Below are 16,975 nucleotides of genomic sequence, written 5' to 3' on the forward strand. Positions count from 1 at the left end.
GCGGCCGGCGTGGCCGGTGGCGCGTGATCGGCGACGTGGACCGCGCCGACGAGACAGTCGTCGGCGCGGTGGGCCGGTCAGGAGACGGCGGCGATGTGGCGGACGGTGGAGCGGTAGCGGGTCTGCTGGCCGCCACCGCTCCCGCCGGTGGCGCCGTCCTGCCGGGTGGCCCGGCCCGTCTTGACCAGGGTTTCCAGGCGCCTGCGGGCCTTCTCGATGTCGGAGCGGTCGGGATCCGCCTCTCCGGTCAGGCGGCAGGCCAGCTCACGGGCGGTCATGCCCTGCGGGGCGGCGGTGAGGATGGCGGCCGGGTCGAGGGTTGCCTCGACGGTGGAGGTGCCCCGGGTGTGGTCGTGGACCACCGACAGCGGACCGACGTCGCCGGTGACGGTCTTGAGCTGGTGCAGCTTCACGATCGGATCCCCGGCCGCGCCCGCGAGGAACAGCACGCTGCCCGCTCCGGCGGTGAACCACGCCGACCCGTACACCCGGTCCAGGACCGGCCGCTCGCCGCGCTTCGCGTCCCCGCCGGACTTGCGCTGGTGGTGCAGCTCCAGCAGCTGGGTGCCGGAGCGCAGGAGCCGCTGGCGGGCGTTGTTGTAGGCGAGGCCGGCCTCGTCGTCGGTGAGCTTGCCGACGACGTCCTTGAGGCTGTCGATGACCACGGTGTCCGCGCGGTGGGCCTCGGCCATCTCGGCGAGCAGGTTCGGCTCCCGGTCCAGCGACGCGGGGAGCGGGCCGGTCCAGAACACCAGCCGCTCCGCGAGGTGGCGATGGTCGGCGGGCATGACACGGCGGGCGAAGGCGCGGGCGATCTGCGGCGGGCGGTCCATCGCCAGGTACAGGACGCGCTCGCCCTCGGCGACCGGCATGTCGAGCACGGCCGACAGCAGGCCGAGGCGGGCCAGGACGACCTGGTGGGCGATCGTGGTCTTTCCCACCCCGGGCGGGCCGACCAGCATCAGGGACTCGCCGTCCGCCCAGGCGGTCTGCTCGCGGCTGCCCCAAATCGGGGCGACCTGGTCGCCGAGGTCCTGGACGAAGGACCAGCCGTCCACCGCGAACCTGGTCAGCCGCTGCCCGCGTACGCCGAAGCCACGGTCGGCGGACGAGGTCAGCTCCGCGTCGAGCGCGGCCCGGATCCGCTCCGGGTCGGCGCCCTCGGCACCGGACTGCTGCAGCAGCCGAACGGCGGTGGCCTGCCAGCGCCGCAGCTCGGCCTTCTCCCGCACGATCTGCGCGTGGTAGTCCGCGCCCGAGACCGGGACGGAGGCGGTGAACAGGCGGTGCAGGTAGGTGGGGCCGCCGACGCGGCTGAGGTTGCCGCCCTTGGCGAGCTGGGCTCCCACCGCGGTCGGGTCGGTCGGGGCGCCCTCGTCGCGCAGCGCGAGCAGTGCGCGCCAGATGTCGCTGTGGGCGGGTCGGTAGAAGTCGCCCGGCTCCAGGATCGGGCGGATCACGTCGATCGCCTCCGCCTGGAACATGCCGGTGCCCAGCACCATCGCCTCGGCGTCCAGGTCGTGCGGCGGCACCGGCAATCCGCCCAGCCCGCCCAGAGCCGGAGCCGGAGCCGGAGCGGCGGGATCGTCGTCCTGGAAGGGGGGTGCGGTCCGGGGGTTGGGAAACGTACGCTGGGACACGGAGCTCCTTGCGCGGTGCCCTGCGGCTGGCAGGCCGAAGGCACCCGTGTTGATCGTTATTTGTGGGCGGTCGTCAGGGAGTCGTCTCGGCCCTTGGTGCTCCAACACCAGGGGCCGACCCCTTTTCCCCGGGAAATCCGCGCCGTGCGCGGGGCCCGGGGTGGGCGCGGTCAGGCCGCGCGAGCCACGGCACCGGCCGAGGCGCTCCCCATCAGGTCGGCTAGGCGGGCCGCGCTGCGGGGGCTGATCGTCGTCCGGAAGCCGGAGCAGACGCGCTCCAGGGCGCGTGCGCGATCGTCGGCCGGCTGTCCCGAGAGTGAACGGTCACTGACCGCACTGGCCTGGACGGCGCCGGGTCGGCGCAGGAAGATCACGTTCCCGTCGGCGCCGGGAGAGTGCATGGGGTCGGGGTGTGCGGGCAGGGTCAACTGAGCCTCCTCGCGGCCGGGTACGGGGCTGGCAGGCCCCTCGGGGTGCACCCGGGTCGCGCGGGTTGTGGGCGGTCGTCAGGGAGTCGGCGGCCATGGGCCTGGTGCTCCAACACCAGGCCCGGACCAGGGCTGCGGGCCGGACGCTGGCAGGCGTATCGGCACGCTCCTCGGCGGCTACGTCATGTCAGAAGCTCCTCGTTTCAGGGCAGGCTGGGGCATCCGGCGACGGCACGAAGGCCGTCGCCGCACACAAGTGACCACGGGATGGCCGGTTTGGTCCGGCCGGAAGACGGTGATAGACGGCGCGACCGCGCCGGGCAGGAGGTCGCAGGGACAAGGGAGATCGCAGGCGAAGAACCTGGGGATGCGATTACTCAAGCAGCCGCGATATCTCCCGAGCAAGGACTTCGCTGAAATCCACCGGGCAAGGAGTCCGGCGAGATCGTTGCCGGATTTCCCACAGCACCTCCGACCTGGGACGAAGCTCCTCTGCGACGCTCCTGATCGCGGCGTTGGATCTCCTCCTCGAAATGCGACTCACGCCTTTCCTCCTCCCGGAGCTATCCGGGCCCGCACCGGGTCCGCAACACCACGATCGCCCCCGCGCGGCCCGACGTATCGGGCCGATCATGTGGTAAGGCCACGGCACCCTCTTCGGACGGCGGACCCTCCACCGGGCCCCCGAGACCACGATCGACCACTCTCGGCCGGATGCGTTCGGCCGATCTTGTGCTAGCGGGCTGGCCGCTTCTTGGGGATGTCGGTCAGAGCTGGTTCTGCTCGATGCCGATCCGGTCCCAGTCGAAGAGGCCAGGGGTCTTCGTAGAGGCGTCGATGATCACCCCGGAGAACAGGAACCGCAGCACCGCGTTCCGCCTATCGTCGGTCATCTCCTCCGCGAACCAGGCATCTCGCGCGCCGGGTCCGGTCAGCCCTTCGAGGAGCTTCATCGGCCGCACTGCCACCCGCCGCTGAGCCTTGGCGATGCGTGCTTGGATCTCCTTCCTCATCTTCCGGTACTCGGCCGTGCTGATCTCCTTGGCCGTCCACATCTCGTTCAGCTCGGCGAGCTGCTGCTGGTCCGCCTCGACCGCCTCGGCGGCGCTGTCCGTGAGCGAGGTGGTGGCCAACTGCCCCGAGACCGTGAGCTTGCCGAGGAGGTCGATCGCTGCGTCCCGGACGAAGTCCTCCAGCTTGATGGCCGCGATCCGTCGGACGCACTTCTTGTCGTCGTTGCGCGTCCTTCGGACGCAGAGGTACGAGGGGGAGCCGCCGACCTTGGTGCCGGACATCAGGGTGCCGCACCGGCCGCACATCACCAGGCCGCGCAGCAGGTAGAACCTCCGCAGCTGCAGGTTGGTCTGGTGGATCTGTGATCGGAACTCGCGCCGGGCGCGTGTCTCCTCCCAGGTGCCGGCGTCGATGATGGCGGGCCAGTTGCCGGGCCCGAGTTCCTCGCCCTGGTGCATGCGGATTCCGGCGACGTGCCGGGAGTCGAGCAGCGCGCGGACGGTGCCCTGAGTCCACGCCTTCCCGTACACCGTCTTGATGCCGCGCTTGTGCAGCGTGAGGGCGATGGCATAGGGGTTCTCGCCCTTGAGGTAGCGGTCGAAGATCTCGCGGACGATCTCCGCCTCCTCCTCGATGATCTTCATGCCGCCCACCTCGTAGCCGAACCGACGCTTGCCCGAGTGGGGCAGGCCCGCATCCGCCCGGTCCTGGAGCGCTGACTTGAGCCGCCGCGAGGTGTCGTCCGACGACCGACAGGCGTGGGCCACCTCAATGCGCAGGATGAACCGGTCATCGGGGTCCGAGAGGTTCCGCCGGTTCGCCTCCCCGTGCAGGAGGATCTGGTGCTCGTCGGAGACCGTGAGCAACTCTTCGAGGTCCCTCGGCTGCCGCATCAGGCGGTCGGGGTGGTAAGCGATGATGTGGCGGAACTCCCGGCCGCTCGCGGCCCCGAGTAGCTCGTCCCAGCCAGGACGCTTCCGGTTGCGGCGCCACGCGGACCGGCTGTTGTCGACGTAGACATGGCGGGGGTCGATCACCAGGCCCCGGCGCTCGGCGATTTCCCGGCAGATCCGCTCCTGGCGGTCCACGCCGGTCTGATCCTCGTCGTCCGCCTGGGAGATCCGGCAGTAGATCGCTGCCGCCTCGCCCGGGATGATCTCCGGCTCCCGCTTCCCGTTACGTCGCATGGACCGATTGTATGAAGGCGGAATGGCCTCGCCGAACTTCCGGCATCCGGTGACGCTGGCGAAGGAGCTGATCACGCTGGACGACGTGTCCGGGGGGCGGCTGACGCTGGGGATCGGGGCGGGCGGGACGGGGTTCGACGCGACGGCGATAGGGCAGGAGGCGTGGTCGCCGAAGGAGCGGGCGGACCGGTTCGGGGAGTTCGTGGGGCTGCTGGACGAGTTGCTGACGCACGACGCGGTGACCCGGGAGGGCACGTACTACTCGGCGGTGGAGGCGCGGAACATCCCGGGCTGCGTGCAGACGCCCCGGGTGCCGTTCTACGTGGCGGCGACCGGGCCGCGCGGGCTGCGGCTGGCGGCGGAGCACGGGCAGGGCTGGGTGACGTACGGTGACCCGCGCGGGCCGGCGGACGTGCCGGTGGAGCAGGCGCCCGGGGTGGTCGCGAGGCAGCTGGAGAAGCTGGCGGCGGCCTGCGCGGCGGCCGGCCGGGACGTCGGCGAGCTGGAGAAGGTGCTGCTGCAGGGGTCGACGGCGGAGCAGCCGCTGCGGTCGGTGGGCGCGTTCGTGGACTGGGCGGGCACCTACCGGGAGCTGGGCGTCACCGAGCTGGTGATCCACTGGCCGGTCCCGGACTCGATCTTCGCCAACGACCTCGCGGTCTTCGAGGAGATCGCCACCGAGGGCCTCGCCCAGCTCGGCTGAGGATCCCGGCTGCGCGGTCGGCGCTGCGGGTCGGCGGCGCGGCCGGCGGTGTCCGTCCGCCGCCGAATCCGGACGGCTCCGGCTTCCCGCCGCGCCGCCGTTTCCCGGGGGGCGGCGGGAAGCCGGATAACCGCGGAATCGCCCGCCCCGTAAACTGGCGGGCGCCCCGAATGCAGCAGAGTCACCAGAGGAAGTCGGACCGCCATGTCTCTCATCGGAAAGCACATTCTCTCCAGCGACCTCTTCGACCGGGACCAACTGGAGGAGCTCTTCGAACTGGCGGACGTGCTGGCACCGGTGGCCCGCGGCCGGCAGGTCACCCGGGTGCTGGAGGGCGCGGTGATGGCGAGCCTCTTCTTCGAGGCGAGCACCCGGACCCGGCTCAGCTGCGAGACGGCCTTCCTGCGCCTGGGCGGCGGGGTGACCAGCAGCACCGGCGCCGAGATCATGTCGATCTCCAAGGGCGAGTCGCTGGCCGACACCAGCCGCGTGGTCACCGGCTACTGCGACCTGGTGGTGATGCGCCACCCCGAGGTGAGCGCCGTGCACGAGTTCGCCGCGGCGACCAACATCCCGGTGGTCAACTGCGGCAACGGCGCCGGCGAGCACCCGACCCAGGCGCTGCTCGACATGTTCACCCTGCACCGGGAGTTCGCCCGGATCGGCCTCCCGATGGACGGCCGCCGGATCGCCCTGGTCGGCGACCTGCGGCACGGCCGCACGGTGCACTCGCTGATCAAGCTGCTCTCCCGCTACGAGGGCCTGACCATCGTCTGCGTCGCCCCCGACTCGCTCGGGATGCCCGTCGAGCTGATGGAGCTGGCCGAGAACCGCGGCCACCGGGTCGAGCAGAGCGACCAGCCGCGGACCGGCCTGAAGGGCGCCGACGTGATCTACACGACGCGGCTGCAGACCGAGCGGTTCGCGGACAAGCCGGTGCCGTACAGCGACGACTTCCGGATCGACAAGGCCCTGTTCAGCGAGGTCGGCGGCCCGGACACGGTGATCATGCACCCGCTGCCGCGGGACGGCCGCCCGGGCTCCAACGACCTGGCCACCGACCTCAACGGCGACCCGCGGCTGGCGGTGTTCCGGCAGACCGACGCCGGCATCCCGATGCGGATGGCGCTGTTCGCCTCGGTGCTCGGCGTGGCCGACGCGGTCGCCGACTCGCTCCGCCCGGCGACCTGGTACCGCCCGGAGTACACCGGGCCGGAGGACGCCCCGTTCTACAAGAACGCCCGCTGAGCCGACGGCGCGAGCGCACCCCCGGCGTCCCCGATTACCGGCACCCGTTCCCGGAATCGCGCGCACGGGGAATGGCACCGGGAATGGCGCCGGGAATGGCACGGGTGCCGCGACAAAACCGGAGCGCCCCGGAAGGGATTTCTCCGCATGCCGAAACCCCCTCGTTCCGGCCGCGGCGGCGGGCGCCTTCTCCCTGTTCCTCCCCGGAGCCGGTCCCCTTTCTCCGCGCACCGTTCGTGACGGCCCGTCCGGTCCGCGCCCGCGCGGCCGGGCGGTCCGGCCGCGCGGGACCCGGTCCGGTCCGAGGGGGCGCTTCGGCCGTGGTCCGGACCGGGCCCTAGGCTCGGCGGGGAGCCCGACGGACGGGCCAGGCAAGGCGCCTCTTGGAGGGGTACGGATGAGCTGGGACGGCGGCAGCCCGGGGCAGCAGCAGTACGGTGGCGGCCAGCCGCAGGGGCCGGGCGGATGGCCGGGCTACGGCCCGCCCGGCGGCGGCACCGGCGGCTGGGGGCAGCAGAACCCCTGGGGCGCCCTCCCCCCGATCGCGCCGAAGCCCGGCGTGCTGCCGCTGCGCCCGCTCACCTTCGGCGACATGTTCAGCGCGGTCTTCGACACCCTGCGCCGCTACACCGCCGCGGTCTACCTGCCGCTGCTGGCGGTCGTCGGCGTCCTCGCCGTGCCGTTGGCGGTGGGCTGCGTCCTGCTGGCGGGCCCGCTCGCCGACGGGTTCAACGCCCTGGTGAACGCCGGTGACGACGTCACGGCCGACCAGGCGTGGGACGTGTTCCGGCCGATCCTGCTGCTGGTGGGCATGCTCACGCTGGTGTCGTTCCTGCTGTACGCGACCGCCGGGCCGCTGGTCACGGTGGTGCTGCGGGCCGCGACGCTCGGCCGGCCGATGAAGGCCGCCCAGGCGTGGAAGGAGGCCCGCCCCCGGCTGGCCACGACCTTCGCCGCGCTGGCGCTGACCTTCGGCTCGGTGGTCCTGGCGTACGTCCTGATGACCGGTCTGCTGATCCTGCTCGCCGGCACGGACGCCCCGGGCGCGGTCTGGCTGCTGCTGGTGCTGCTGTTCCTGGTGCTGGTGGCGGGCGGGATCTACACCATGGTCCGGCTGTCGCTGCAGATCCCGGCGGCGGTCCTGGAGGAGGGCACCGCCGTGGCGGCGGTCCGCCGCGCCTGGCGGCTCAACCGGGGCAACTGGTGGCGCACCCTCGGCCTCACCCTGCTGGTCACGGTGCTCGGCGGGATCGCGACCAGCATCCTCAGCTTCCCGTTCCGGATCATCCTGGCGATCGTGATGCCGGCCAGCGCGGACTTCTCGGGGGACGGCTCGACCCTGGGCACCACCAGCCACGGCTCGATGACCACCCTGCTGCTGGCCTCCGCGCTGCTGGGGCTGCTCACCACGACGATGACCTCCCCGCTGGTGCCGCTGGCCAACGGCGTCCTCTACATCGACCGCCGGATCCGCACCGAGCGCCTGGACGTCGCGCTGGCCGAGGCCGCGGGCATCCACTTCGCCGAGTCCTCCGGCTACCCGCAGGCCACCGTGCCCGCCCCGGCCCAGCCCGCTTCGTACCCGCCCGCTTCGTACCCGCCCGCTTCGTACCCGCCCGCCGGGCCGGTTCCGACGCCGCCCGCGACCCCGCCCGCGACGCCGCCCGCCGCACCGGCCGGGCCGGGCGCCGGAGAGGGTCCGGAGGGGAGCTGACCGCGCCTGGTTGCGGTTGCATCACGGGCTGTCCGTTTGGCTGTGGATTATGGCGAATGGACCGCGGAACCGTGTTGTTGAGGGGCGCACAGGTCTCACATAATTCGTGCACCGCGTGATGACGACCGCGTTCGGGCCGGCCGGGGGGACGGCTCGCGCGGCCGCGCGGACAGCCATGTGAACCCTGGGGGGAGACCCTTGTCCGTTCCCGAACCGTCCGCTGAGCCGACACCGGCTCCGGCCGCTCCGGAAGCCCCGCCCGCCGTCCCCGCAGCTCCGGACGCCGGGCCCCACCCCGCCGCGCCGGCCCCGCCGGAGTCGCCGACTCCCGCTGCGCCGACGCTTTCTGACGTCCAGTCAACTTCTCTTGCCTCGACGGCTTTTGGCGCCCCGCCGGTTCCGGGCGCCCCGCGCCGGCTGCCCCGGGCGGTCGGTGTGGCCCTGTCGGTGGCCGGTCTGCTCGCGGTGACCGCCGCCAGCGCGGTGGTCACCGTCGCGGTGGGCAAGCCCGACCGCGCCGACCGCGCGGTGGCCGCCGCGCCGGCCCCGTCGGGGTCCGGCGCCTCCCCGTCGGCGAGCGCGAGCGCGAGCGCGGCTCCGACGCCCACCCCGAGCCCGACGCCCAGCACGCCCCCGCCGCCGCCCCCGGCCCCGCGCCCGTCCAGCACCCTGCAGGGCAGCGTCTCGGGCGGCAAGCACAGCGGCGACCTGCGGTACTTCCTGCTGCCCGTGCCCGACGACGCGGACCCGTACGGCTCCCCGGACGGCGCGATGATGAGCATGGAGGACCTGCAGGCGCAGTACAGCAAGAACGTCGACATCAAGAGCGTCCTCGACTCCTGGAACTTCAAGGACGCGGCCACCCGCACCTACCGCACCCGGGACGGGAAGAGCGAGGTCCGGATCGACCTCAAGCGGTTCAGCCGGACCGACCGCGCCCAGGGCTTCGCCGACAACAGCAGCTTCGACCAGGACTCCTTCGACATCGCCGGGGTGTCCAACGCGAAGGGCTACATCTTCAAGCCCGAGCAGCAGGCGTACACCGGCCACCTGATCGGCATCGGCGTGGTCGGCGACGTGGTCTACGAGGTCACCGTCGACGTGCAGGGCGACCCCGACAAGGCGCTGCTCGCCGACGCGATGAAGCGCGCCCACGACCGCCTCGCCAACGGCTGACGGACGTCCCGAACTCTCTTCCCAGGAGCATCAGTTGAGCACCGAACCCGCGGACTCCGGGCAGTCCGGGACGGCCGCCGCGCCGCCACCCGCCGCGCCGGCGGCACCCGCCGCACCCGCCGCACCCGCCGCGCCCCCGAACCCGTTCGCCCCGCCCGCCCCGCTCGTCCCGTACGCCGCCCCGCACGCCGTGCCGGACGCCACCGAGCCGTCGGACGCCACCGACCTGCTCGAAGCGGGCGGCGAGCCCGCCCGGCCGAAGCGGCGGATCGGCGCCGGCGCGCTGTTCCTGACGGCCGTGCTGGCCGGGCCGGTGATCGGCGCCGCGGTCGGCTACGCGATCCAGTCCTCCCGGCCGCCGACGCCGCTGCCGGCCATCACCGCGCCCAAGCCCTCGTACCCCGCCGAGCGGGTCGACCCGAAGGCGCTGGCCGCCGCCGGGCCGCAGCCCCTGAACATCGACGGCGACCTGCGCAAGCTGCTGGTCGACCGCCCGTCCGGCACCGAGGACCGGACCGACGGCGACGGCGACGGCTGGCTCTCCCCGGCCGACCGGGCGGAGACCTTCGGCAACAGCCAGCGCATGTTCAGCGAGATGCTCAGCAACGGCTTCCGCCGCGCCGCCACGGTGCGCTGGGAGAGCAACGGGGACCTCTACCGGGTGATGCTGGTGCAGTACGCGCCGGACTCCGCCCTCCAGGCGATCACCGGGGTCACGCCGGACAGCACCGTCGACATGGACGTCTCGAAGTTCCCGGGCAACGACGAGAGCTACCTGCTGATCTCGAAGAAGACCTTCAACTACGCGCGCAGCACCGAGAAGTACTACTACGGCGAGGCCACCGCCCGGAAGGGCACCGTGGTGATGACCGTCCAGGTGTACGCCAAGAACGCGGTGGACCGCGCGCAACTCGAAGACATCGCCAAGCGGCAGTGGGAGCGACTCGCGTGACCGACATCGAACCCACCACCGCGCCCGAACCCGCGCCCGAACCCACCACCGCGCCCGAACCCACCACCGCGTCCGAGCCCGCGTCCGAGCCCGCCGCCCTCGACCCGCAGCAGCCGCGGCGCGGTGCGCGGCGGGCCCCGAAGGCGGTCGCCGCGGTGCTCGCGGCGGCGCTGCTCGGCGTCGGCATCGGCGAGGTGGTCATCCGGGTCGGCTACGACGACGGGGGCGCGGCGCCGGTCGCCGCGGCCACCGCCCCGGCGCCCGCGCCGTCGGCGAGCACGCCCGCGCCGTGGGGCGCCAAGTCGAACGGCAACCACTTCGGCAGCCTGCGCGACCTGCTGCTGCCGGTGCCCGACGGCTACCGGCTCGGCCCGGACTACAAGGGCCTCGGCAACGACAACGAGCTGGTCGGCGACGAACTGGCCCGGGCGCAGGAGGAGATGGTCTCCGAGGTCCCGGAGAAGTACCGGGGCGAGCTGAAGGACGCGCTCTCCACCCTGCACTTCACCGGGGTCGGGGTGCGCAGCCTGGCGCGCTCGGACAGCCGGCTGATGGCGGTGCTGAAGCTCAGCCAGTTCAACCAGCAGACGGTGTCGCGGCAGAACGCGCTGTTCGGCGCGCTGGTCGACGACAGCGACCTGTTCCGGCGCGGCCCGCAGGTGCCGGGCCACCCGGACGCCCGCTGCGGACTGCCCACGCTGGAGGCCGGCGACCAGCTCGACTACGTCACCTGCTACTCGGCCGAGGGCGATCTGCTGGTGCAGATGCGGGTCTCGGGGATAGCACCCCTCGACCAGAACAAGGTCGTGGACCTGTTCCGTCAGCAACTGGACCGACTGGCCCGACCGGGAGCCTCCGTATGAGCAGCGACACCCCTTCCCTCCCGCCGGAGCCGAACGTCCCGGCCCAGCAGGCGAGTTCACCCGATCCGGCCGCCCAGGCCGCGCCCGAGCCGGCCGCCCCGGTCACCCCGGACGCAGGGGCCGAGCAGCCGCTGTTCCCGGCCCCGCCGGCCGCGGCGCCCGCGCCGGAGCGGACGCCGGAGGAGCGCGCCGCGCGCCGCCGCCGCCGGCAGCTGGGCGCGGCGGCGCTGCTGGCGGTGGTGACCGGGGTGGCGGCGGCGGTCCTGGTGACGCTGCCGGAGCGCACCGACATCCCGGGCCTGGCCACGCCGAACGACGGCCGGTACGAGTTCCCGGAGCTGGCGCTCCCGCCGCTGCCGGCCGGTGCCTCGCCGCCGAACGAGTACAAGATGCGGACGCACGCGGCGGACCTGCGCGGCCTGCTGCTGCCGCTGCCGAAGGGCGCGGTGGCCACCGCGCCGTCGGCGTCCGTCTCGGCGTCCGGGTCGGCGTCCGTCTCGGCGTCGCCGTCCGCGTCCCCGTCGGCCTCCGTCTCGCCGTCCGGTTCGGGTGCGGCCTCGCCGTCCCCGGGCCTGCCGTCGGTGCCGGGCCGCTGGATCCCGTGCGACCGGGACGCGATGCTGGCGAAGGACGACGCGTACGCGCTGCGGCTGACCACCGACGCCTGCCGGGGCGCCGCCGCCCAGGGCTGGACGGCGGCCGACGGGACGCGCACCGAGCTGCGGCTGTTCCGGTTCGGGTCGAAGGACGAGGCGGCGGACTTCTTCGCCCGCGCCTACCAGCAGACCTCGACGAAGGACATCGGGGCGACCCACCTGGACGCCGAGAGCAAGTACCCGGTGGCGCTGGGGGAGACCGACATCCGGGTGTCCGACGAGCAGGTGGCGGGCCTGGCGACCGGCCGGATCGGCTGGCTGCAGAGCGGCGACGTGGTCGCGCTGGTCCAGCTGACCAACCCGAAGGGCGTCCCGACGCAGGCGTTCCGGCAGGTGTTCGCGCTGCAGAGCGGCATGCTGTACTGACGCCGACTCAGCCGTCCGGTCCGCTCCTCCCCTAGGGGGCGGGCCGGGCGGGTCATCCCGTGGGGTGAGGGAAGCCCGGCTTCCCAGCGCATTCCGCGGACCGGGGCGCGGGGCTACGTTGATGCCGTGTCCACAGTCATCAAGACGGACGGCCTCACCAAGAGGTTCTCCCGGGTCACCGCGCTCGACCGGCTCACCGTTGAGGTGCAGCCGGGCGTGGTCGGCCTGGTGGGGGCGAACGGCGCGGGCAAGTCCACCCTCATCAAGATCCTCCTCGGGCTGTCCCCGGCCACCGAGGGCACCGGCCAGGTGCTCGGGCTGGACATCGCCACCCAGGGTCCGGAGATCCGCGAGCACGTCGGCTACATGCCGGAGCACGACTGCCTGCCGCCGGACGTGTCCGCCACCGAGTTCGTCGTGCACATGGCCCGGATGTCCGGCCTGCCGGCCGCCGCGGCCCGCGAGCGCACCGCCGACACCCTCCGCCACGTCGGCCTGTACGAGGAGCGCTACCGCCCGATGGGCGGCTACTCGACCGGCATGAAGCAGCGGGTGAAGCTGGCCCAGGCCCTCGTCCACGACCCGAAGCTGGTGCTGCTGGACGAGCCGACCAACGGCCTCGACCCGGTCGGCCGGGACGAGATGCTGGCGCTGATCCGCCGCGTGCACAGCGACTTCGGCATCTCGGTGCTGGTCACCACCCACCTGCTGGGCGAGCTGGAGCGGACCTGCGACCACCTGGTGGTGATCGACGGCGGCAAGCTGCTGCGCTCCTCCTCCACCGCCTCGTTCACCGGCAGCACCCGACTGCTCGCCGTCGAGGTCACCGACCACCCGACGGACCGCGCCTTCGACGCCGACGCCGTCCTCACCGAGCGGCTGACCGCGGCCGGCCTGACGGTCCGTCCGGACGGCAGCCGGATCCTGCTGGTGGAGATCGCCGGCGAGGAGACGTACGACACCGTCCGCGACACCGTGGACGACCTCGGCCTGGGCCTGGTGCGGCTGGAGCAGCGCCGCCACCGGGTCGCCGAGATCTTCAGCACCCGCGCCGACGAACCCGCCGGCCAGCCCGGCGCGCCCGACGGCACCCCCGACGCACCCGGCACCCCCGACCACGACGCCCTCCAGGACGCGTCCGCAGGAGGCGAGCAGGCATGACCACTCCCGCCGACGCCCACGGTGGCGTCATCCACGACATCGGCTACCGCCCTTACGGCGGACCGCGGTTGGGCCGCCGGTACGCCACCCGGTCGCTGTACGTGCAGAGCCTGCGGGCCGCGTTCGGCCTGGGCCGTTCCGGCAAGTCCAAGGTGCTGCCGTTCCTGCTGTTCGGCGCGATGACCGCGCCCGCGCTGGCGATGCTGGCGATCGCGCTGTTCGTCGGCATGGACAAGATGCCGCTGGACTACGCGGCCTACCTGTCGACGCTCGCCGTGCTGCCGCAGATCTTCCTGGCCGCGCAGGCGCCGGTGCTGATGTCGCGCGACCTGCGGCACCACGTCGTCCCGCTGTACTTCTCCCGCCCGGCGACCCGCGGCGACTACGTGGCGGCCAAGTTCGCCGCGATGTTCAGCGCGCTGATGATCGTGCTGTCGGCGCCGCTGCTGCTGCTGTTCGTCGGCGCGCTGCTGGCGAAGTTCCCGGTCGGCGACAACCTGGTGCACCTGCTGTACGGCCTGGCCGCCGCGGTGCTGTACGCGCTGGTGTACTCCGCGCTGGGCCTGCTGATCGCCGCCGCGACCCCGCGCCGGGGCTTCGGCGTGGCCGCGATCATGGGCGTGCTGATGATCACCCGGGCGCTGGCCTCGATCGTCTACGCGATCAACGGCGGCTTCGACGCGCTGCGCCAGGAGTCCGCCTCCTGGGCGTACCTGATCTCCCCGTCGCAGCTGGTCGACGCCCTGGTCAACCAGCTCTTCGGCCTGCAGAAGGGCGAGCTGTTCGTCCTGCACGCCCCGGGCGCCGCGGGCACGGCGGTGTTCGCCCTCGTCCTCCTCGCACTCACGGCCGGCGGCTACGCGCTGGTGCTGCGCCGCTACCGGAACGTCTGAGAGGCAGCCATGGCCGTCATCACCATCGACAAGGTCTCCCGCTGGTTCGGGAACGTGGTCGCCGTCAACGACGTCACGATGACCATCGGGCCGGGCGTCACCGGCCTGCTCGGCCCCAACGGCGCCGGCAAGTCCACCCTCATCCACATGATGAGCGGCTTCCTGGGGCCGTCCTCCGGCACCGTCGCGCTGGACGGCCAGGCGATCTGGCGCAGCCAGCAGGTCTACCGGAAGGTCGGCCTGGTCCCGGAGAAGGAGTCGATGTACGACTACCTGACCGGCTGGGAGTTCGTCCTCGCCAACGCCGAACTGCACGGCCTGGCCGACCCGGGCGCCGCCGCCGAGCGGGCCCTCGCCCTGGTCGAGATGGCGTACGCCCAGGAACGGCAGACCGGCACCTACTCCAAGGGCATGAAGCAGCGCGTCAAGATGGCGTCCGCGCTGGTCCACGACCCCGAGGTGCTGCTGCTCGACGAGCCGTTCAACGGCATGGACCCGCGCCAGCGCCTGCACCTGATGGAGCTGCTGCGCCGGTTCGGCGCCGACGGGCGGACCGTGCTGTTCTCCTCGCACATCCTGGAGGAGGTCGAGCAACTCGCCCGCCACATCGAGGTGGTGGTGGCCGGCCGGCACGCCGCGTCCGGCGACTTCCGGGAGATCCGCCGCCTGATGACCGACCGCCCGCACCGCTACCTGGTGCGCTCCAGCGACGACCGCCGGCTCGCCGCGGCGCTGATCGCGGACGGCTCCACCTCCGGCATCGCCTTCGACGACGCCGAGAAGGCGCTGAGCGTCCAGGCGGTCGACTTCCAGGGCTTCACCACCCTGCTGCCCAAGGTCGCCAGGGCGGCCGGCATCCGCCTGTACACCGTCTCCCCGGCCGACGAGTCGCTGGAAAGCGTCTTCTCGTACCTGGTCTCGTCCTGAAGGGCCCCCGATGAACACCACCGTCGCCCGGCTCACCGCGCGCGGCCTGTTCGGCCGCCGCCGGGTCCTCATCCTGCTGGCCGTCCCGGTCCTGCTGCTGGCGATCTCCGTGGTCGCCCGCAACAGCGACCTGGACCGGCTGGACCTCGCGCACAACCTCCTGGGCAACCTCGCGCTCGGCACCCTGGTGCCGATCACCGGCCTGATCGTCGGCACCGGCGTGATCGCCACCGAGATCGAGGACGGCTCGATCGTCTACCTGCTCGCCAAACCGCTGCCCCGCTGGAAGATCGTCACCACCAAGCTGGCCGTCGCGATCGGCAGCACCTGGCTGCTGGCCGCCGTCCCCACCTTCGTCGCCGGCCTGGTGCTGTACGGCGGCGGCGACCGGGTGGCGCTCGGCTACGGCGTCGGCGCGCTCGCCGCCGGCGCCGCGTACAGCGCGCTGTTCCTGCTGCTGGGCGTGGTCACCCGGCACGCGGTGATCGCCGGCCTGGCGTACGCGCTGATCTGGGAGAGCCTGATCGGCAACTACGTCGAGGGCGCCCGGACCTTCTCGATCCAGCAGTGGGGCCTGTCCCTGACCAAGGCGGTCGCCGCCGACGGCACCGTGATCGCCCCGGTCGGCCTGCCCACCGCGATCTGGCTGCTGGCGATCGTCGGGATCGGCGCCACCGCGCTCGCCTCGGTCAAGCTCGCCGGGCTCACCCTGGGCGGCGAGGAGTAGCCACCCGGACAACACGGCGGGGACGGTCACCGACCGTCCCCGCCGTTCCGCTCTCCCCGCCTCTCCCCGCTCAGACCGTCCGGTCGCGCCCCGCGCCCCAGCCGGCCACCGCCGCGACCGCCGCCAGCGCCAGCAGCACCACCAGCGTCACGTCCCAGCCGCCGGTCAGCTGGTGCAGCGCGCCCGCGCCGACCGGGCCGGCCGCCGCGACCAGGTAGCCGACCGCCTGGCTCATCCCGCCCAGCCGGGCCGCGCCCGGCACGCTGTCGGTGCGCAGCACGATGAACGCCAGACCCAGGCCCAGCGAGCCGCCCTGCGCCAGGCCCAGCACCGCCGCCGAGAACCACGCCCCGGAGACCGGCGCCAGCAGCAGCCACAGCACGCCCGCGCCGTTCAACCCGGCCATCGCCAGCGCCAGGCCGCGCTGCCGGGTCATCCGGCCCGCCAGCAGCGGCACCAGGAACGCGCCGACCACCTGCACCAGGTTGCTGAACGCGAACACCAGGCCCGCCTCGCCGCGCGGCATCCCGTGGTCGGCCAGGATCGTCGGCATCCAGGCGACCAGCGTGTACACCAGCAGCGAGGAGACACCCATGAAGACGCTGATCTGCCAGGCCAGCGCCGACCGCCACGGGCTGCCCACCGGCTTGGGCGGGGCGACCGGCCCGGCCACCCGCACCGGCGCCGTCCGCTCCTGCCGGGCCCGCAGCACCTGCGGCAGCCAGGCCACCGCGGCGACCAGCGCCAGCACCGACCAGGCGCCCAGCGAGGCCCGCCAGCCGCCGCCCAGCGCCCGCTCCAACGGCACCGACAGGGCGGCCGCCATGGTCGCGCCGACCAGCATGGTGGTCGAGTAGACGCCGGTCATCATCGCGGCCTTGTGCGGGAACTCCCGCTTCACCAGGCCCGGCATCGACACGTTCAGCACCGCGATCGCCACGCCGATCACCACGCAGCCCGCGTACAGCGCCGCCACCGACGGCAGCACCCGCAGCAGCACGCCCGCGCCCAGCGCCAGCACCGCGCCCAGCACCACCCGCTCGGTGCCGAAGCGCCGGGTCAGCCGGGGAGTGAGCGGCGCGCCCACGCCCTGGAACAGCACCGGCACGGTGGTGATCAGGCCGCTCGCGGTCGCCGACAGGCCGAAGGTCCGCTGGATCTCGGCGACCATCGGGGAGACCGCCGCCAGGCAGGCCCGCATGTTCAGGGCGACCAGCACGATCCCGGCCAGCAGCAGGGCCGGGTGCGCGAAACGGGCGGCGCTTCGGGTACGGACCTCACGGTCGAGGGCGGGCGGAACGGCACGGGCGGCGGACATGG

General features: G+C 73.1%; 14 protein-coding genes and 1 pseudogene. 11 read left to right on the plus strand and 4 right to left on the minus strand.

What is annotated here, in order from left to right:
• Positions 1 to 77: 77 nt before the first annotated feature.
• The 3 genes from KSE_RS20000 to KSE_RS20010 form a co-directional block, all read right to left on the minus strand.
• Positions 78 to 1,532, minus strand: a complete 1,455-nt coding sequence (locus KSE_RS20000) for a DnaB-like helicase N-terminal domain-containing protein (protein WP_014137154.1) — start codon at positions 1,530 to 1,532, stop codon at positions 78 to 80.
• A gap of 278 nt (positions 1,533 to 1,810) precedes the next feature.
• Complete coding sequence (locus tag KSE_RS20005) at positions 1,811 to 2,068, minus strand: hypothetical protein (protein WP_148283124.1); 258 nt, start codon at positions 2,066 to 2,068, stop codon at positions 1,811 to 1,813.
• A 767-nt stretch (positions 2,069 to 2,835) separates the two neighbouring features.
• Complete coding sequence (locus KSE_RS20010; RefSeq protein ID WP_014137155.1) at positions 2,836 to 4,269, minus strand: recombinase family protein; 1,434 nt, start codon at positions 4,267 to 4,269, stop codon at positions 2,836 to 2,838.
• Between the two features lie 22 nt (positions 4,270 to 4,291).
• Here KSE_RS20010 and KSE_RS20015 point away from each other — a divergent pair.
• The 11 genes and pseudogenes from KSE_RS20015 to KSE_RS20065 form a co-directional block, all read left to right on the plus strand.
• Positions 4,292 to 4,972: pseudogene (locus KSE_RS20015) on the plus strand (LLM class flavin-dependent oxidoreductase); the annotation flags it as partial.
• A 204-nt stretch (positions 4,973 to 5,176) separates the two neighbouring features.
• Positions 5,177 to 6,220 (plus strand): aspartate carbamoyltransferase, encoded by a 1,044-nt coding sequence (gene pyrB / locus KSE_RS20020; protein ID WP_014137157.1) that lies wholly within the window; start codon positions 5,177 to 5,179, stop codon positions 6,218 to 6,220.
• Between the two features lie 397 nt (positions 6,221 to 6,617).
• Positions 6,618 to 7,934, plus strand: coding sequence for a hypothetical protein (locus KSE_RS20025; protein WP_014137158.1), 1,317 nt, complete (start codon positions 6,618 to 6,620; stop codon positions 7,932 to 7,934).
• A gap of 435 nt (positions 7,935 to 8,369) precedes the next feature.
• Positions 8,370 to 9,110: a hypothetical protein gene (locus KSE_RS38630; protein ID WP_014137159.1), complete on the plus strand. Its 741-nt coding sequence runs from the start codon at positions 8,370 to 8,372 to the stop codon at positions 9,108 to 9,110.
• 34 nt (positions 9,111 to 9,144) lie between these two features.
• Positions 9,145 to 10,062: a hypothetical protein gene (locus KSE_RS38635; RefSeq protein WP_014137160.1), complete on the plus strand. Its 918-nt coding sequence runs from the start codon at positions 9,145 to 9,147 to the stop codon at positions 10,060 to 10,062.
• Positions 10,059 to 10,925: a hypothetical protein gene (locus tag KSE_RS42910; RefSeq protein WP_014137161.1), complete on the plus strand. Its 867-nt coding sequence runs from the start codon at positions 10,059 to 10,061 to the stop codon at positions 10,923 to 10,925. Before KSE_RS38635 ends, KSE_RS42910 begins: the two co-directional genes overlap by 4 nt.
• Complete coding sequence (locus KSE_RS38640; protein ID WP_014137162.1) at positions 10,922 to 11,947, plus strand: hypothetical protein; 1,026 nt, start codon at positions 10,922 to 10,924, stop codon at positions 11,945 to 11,947. Before KSE_RS42910 ends, KSE_RS38640 begins: the two co-directional genes overlap by 4 nt.
• Positions 11,948 to 12,073: 126 nt before the next feature.
• A complete protein-coding gene (locus tag KSE_RS20050) occupies positions 12,074 to 13,108 on the plus strand; it encodes an ABC transporter ATP-binding protein (protein WP_014137163.1) in 1,035 nt (344 codons plus the stop codon).
• Positions 13,105 to 14,001, plus strand: a complete 897-nt coding sequence (locus KSE_RS20055) for an ABC transporter permease (RefSeq protein WP_014137164.1) — start codon at positions 13,105 to 13,107, stop codon at positions 13,999 to 14,001. The genes KSE_RS20050 and KSE_RS20055 overlap by 4 nt, the downstream gene beginning before the upstream one ends.
• A gap of 9 nt (positions 14,002 to 14,010) precedes the next feature.
• A complete protein-coding gene (locus KSE_RS20060; RefSeq protein WP_014137165.1) occupies positions 14,011 to 14,928 on the plus strand; it encodes an ABC transporter ATP-binding protein in 918 nt (305 codons plus the stop codon).
• A 10-nt stretch (positions 14,929 to 14,938) separates the two neighbouring features.
• Complete coding sequence (locus KSE_RS20065) at positions 14,939 to 15,655, plus strand: ABC transporter permease subunit (protein WP_014137166.1); 717 nt, start codon at positions 14,939 to 14,941, stop codon at positions 15,653 to 15,655.
• A gap of 70 nt (positions 15,656 to 15,725) precedes the next feature.
• On the opposite strand, the gene KSE_RS20070 is transcribed toward KSE_RS20065, so the two are convergent.
• Positions 15,726 to 16,973, minus strand: a complete 1,248-nt coding sequence (locus KSE_RS20070) for a CynX/NimT family MFS transporter (protein ID WP_014137167.1) — start codon at positions 16,971 to 16,973, stop codon at positions 15,726 to 15,728.
• Between the last annotated feature and the right edge of the window lie 2 nt (positions 16,974 to 16,975).

This window comes from Kitasatospora setae KM-6054, from assembly GCF_000269985.1.
Taxonomy (GTDB): Bacteria; Actinomycetota; Actinomycetes; order Streptomycetales; family Streptomycetaceae; genus Kitasatospora; species Kitasatospora setae.

Bases quoted from the DNA above. Each gene is read 5' to 3' on its own strand.
- KSE_RS20010 (WP_014137155.1), bottom strand. From the start codon at position 4,269: ATGCGACGTAACGGGAAGCGGGAGCCGGAGATCATCCCGGGCGAGGCG.
- pyrB (WP_014137157.1), top strand. From the start codon at position 5,177: ATGTCTCTCATCGGAAAGCACATTCTCTCCAGCGACCTCTTCGACCGG.
- KSE_RS20025 (WP_014137158.1), top strand. From the start codon at position 6,618: ATGAGCTGGGACGGCGGCAGCCCGGGGCAGCAGCAGTACGGTGGCGGC.
- KSE_RS38640 (WP_014137162.1), top strand. From the start codon at position 10,922: ATGAGCAGCGACACCCCTTCCCTCCCGCCGGAGCCGAACGTCCCGGCC.
- KSE_RS20055 (WP_014137164.1), top strand. From the start codon at position 13,105: ATGACCACTCCCGCCGACGCCCACGGTGGCGTCATCCACGACATCGGC.
- KSE_RS20060 (WP_014137165.1), top strand. From the start codon at position 14,011: ATGGCCGTCATCACCATCGACAAGGTCTCCCGCTGGTTCGGGAACGTG.
- KSE_RS20065 (WP_014137166.1), top strand. From the start codon at position 14,939: ATGAACACCACCGTCGCCCGGCTCACCGCGCGCGGCCTGTTCGGCCGC.
- KSE_RS20070 (WP_014137167.1), bottom strand. From the start codon at position 16,973: ATGTCCGCCGCCCGTGCCGTTCCGCCCGCCCTCGACCGTGAGGTCCGT.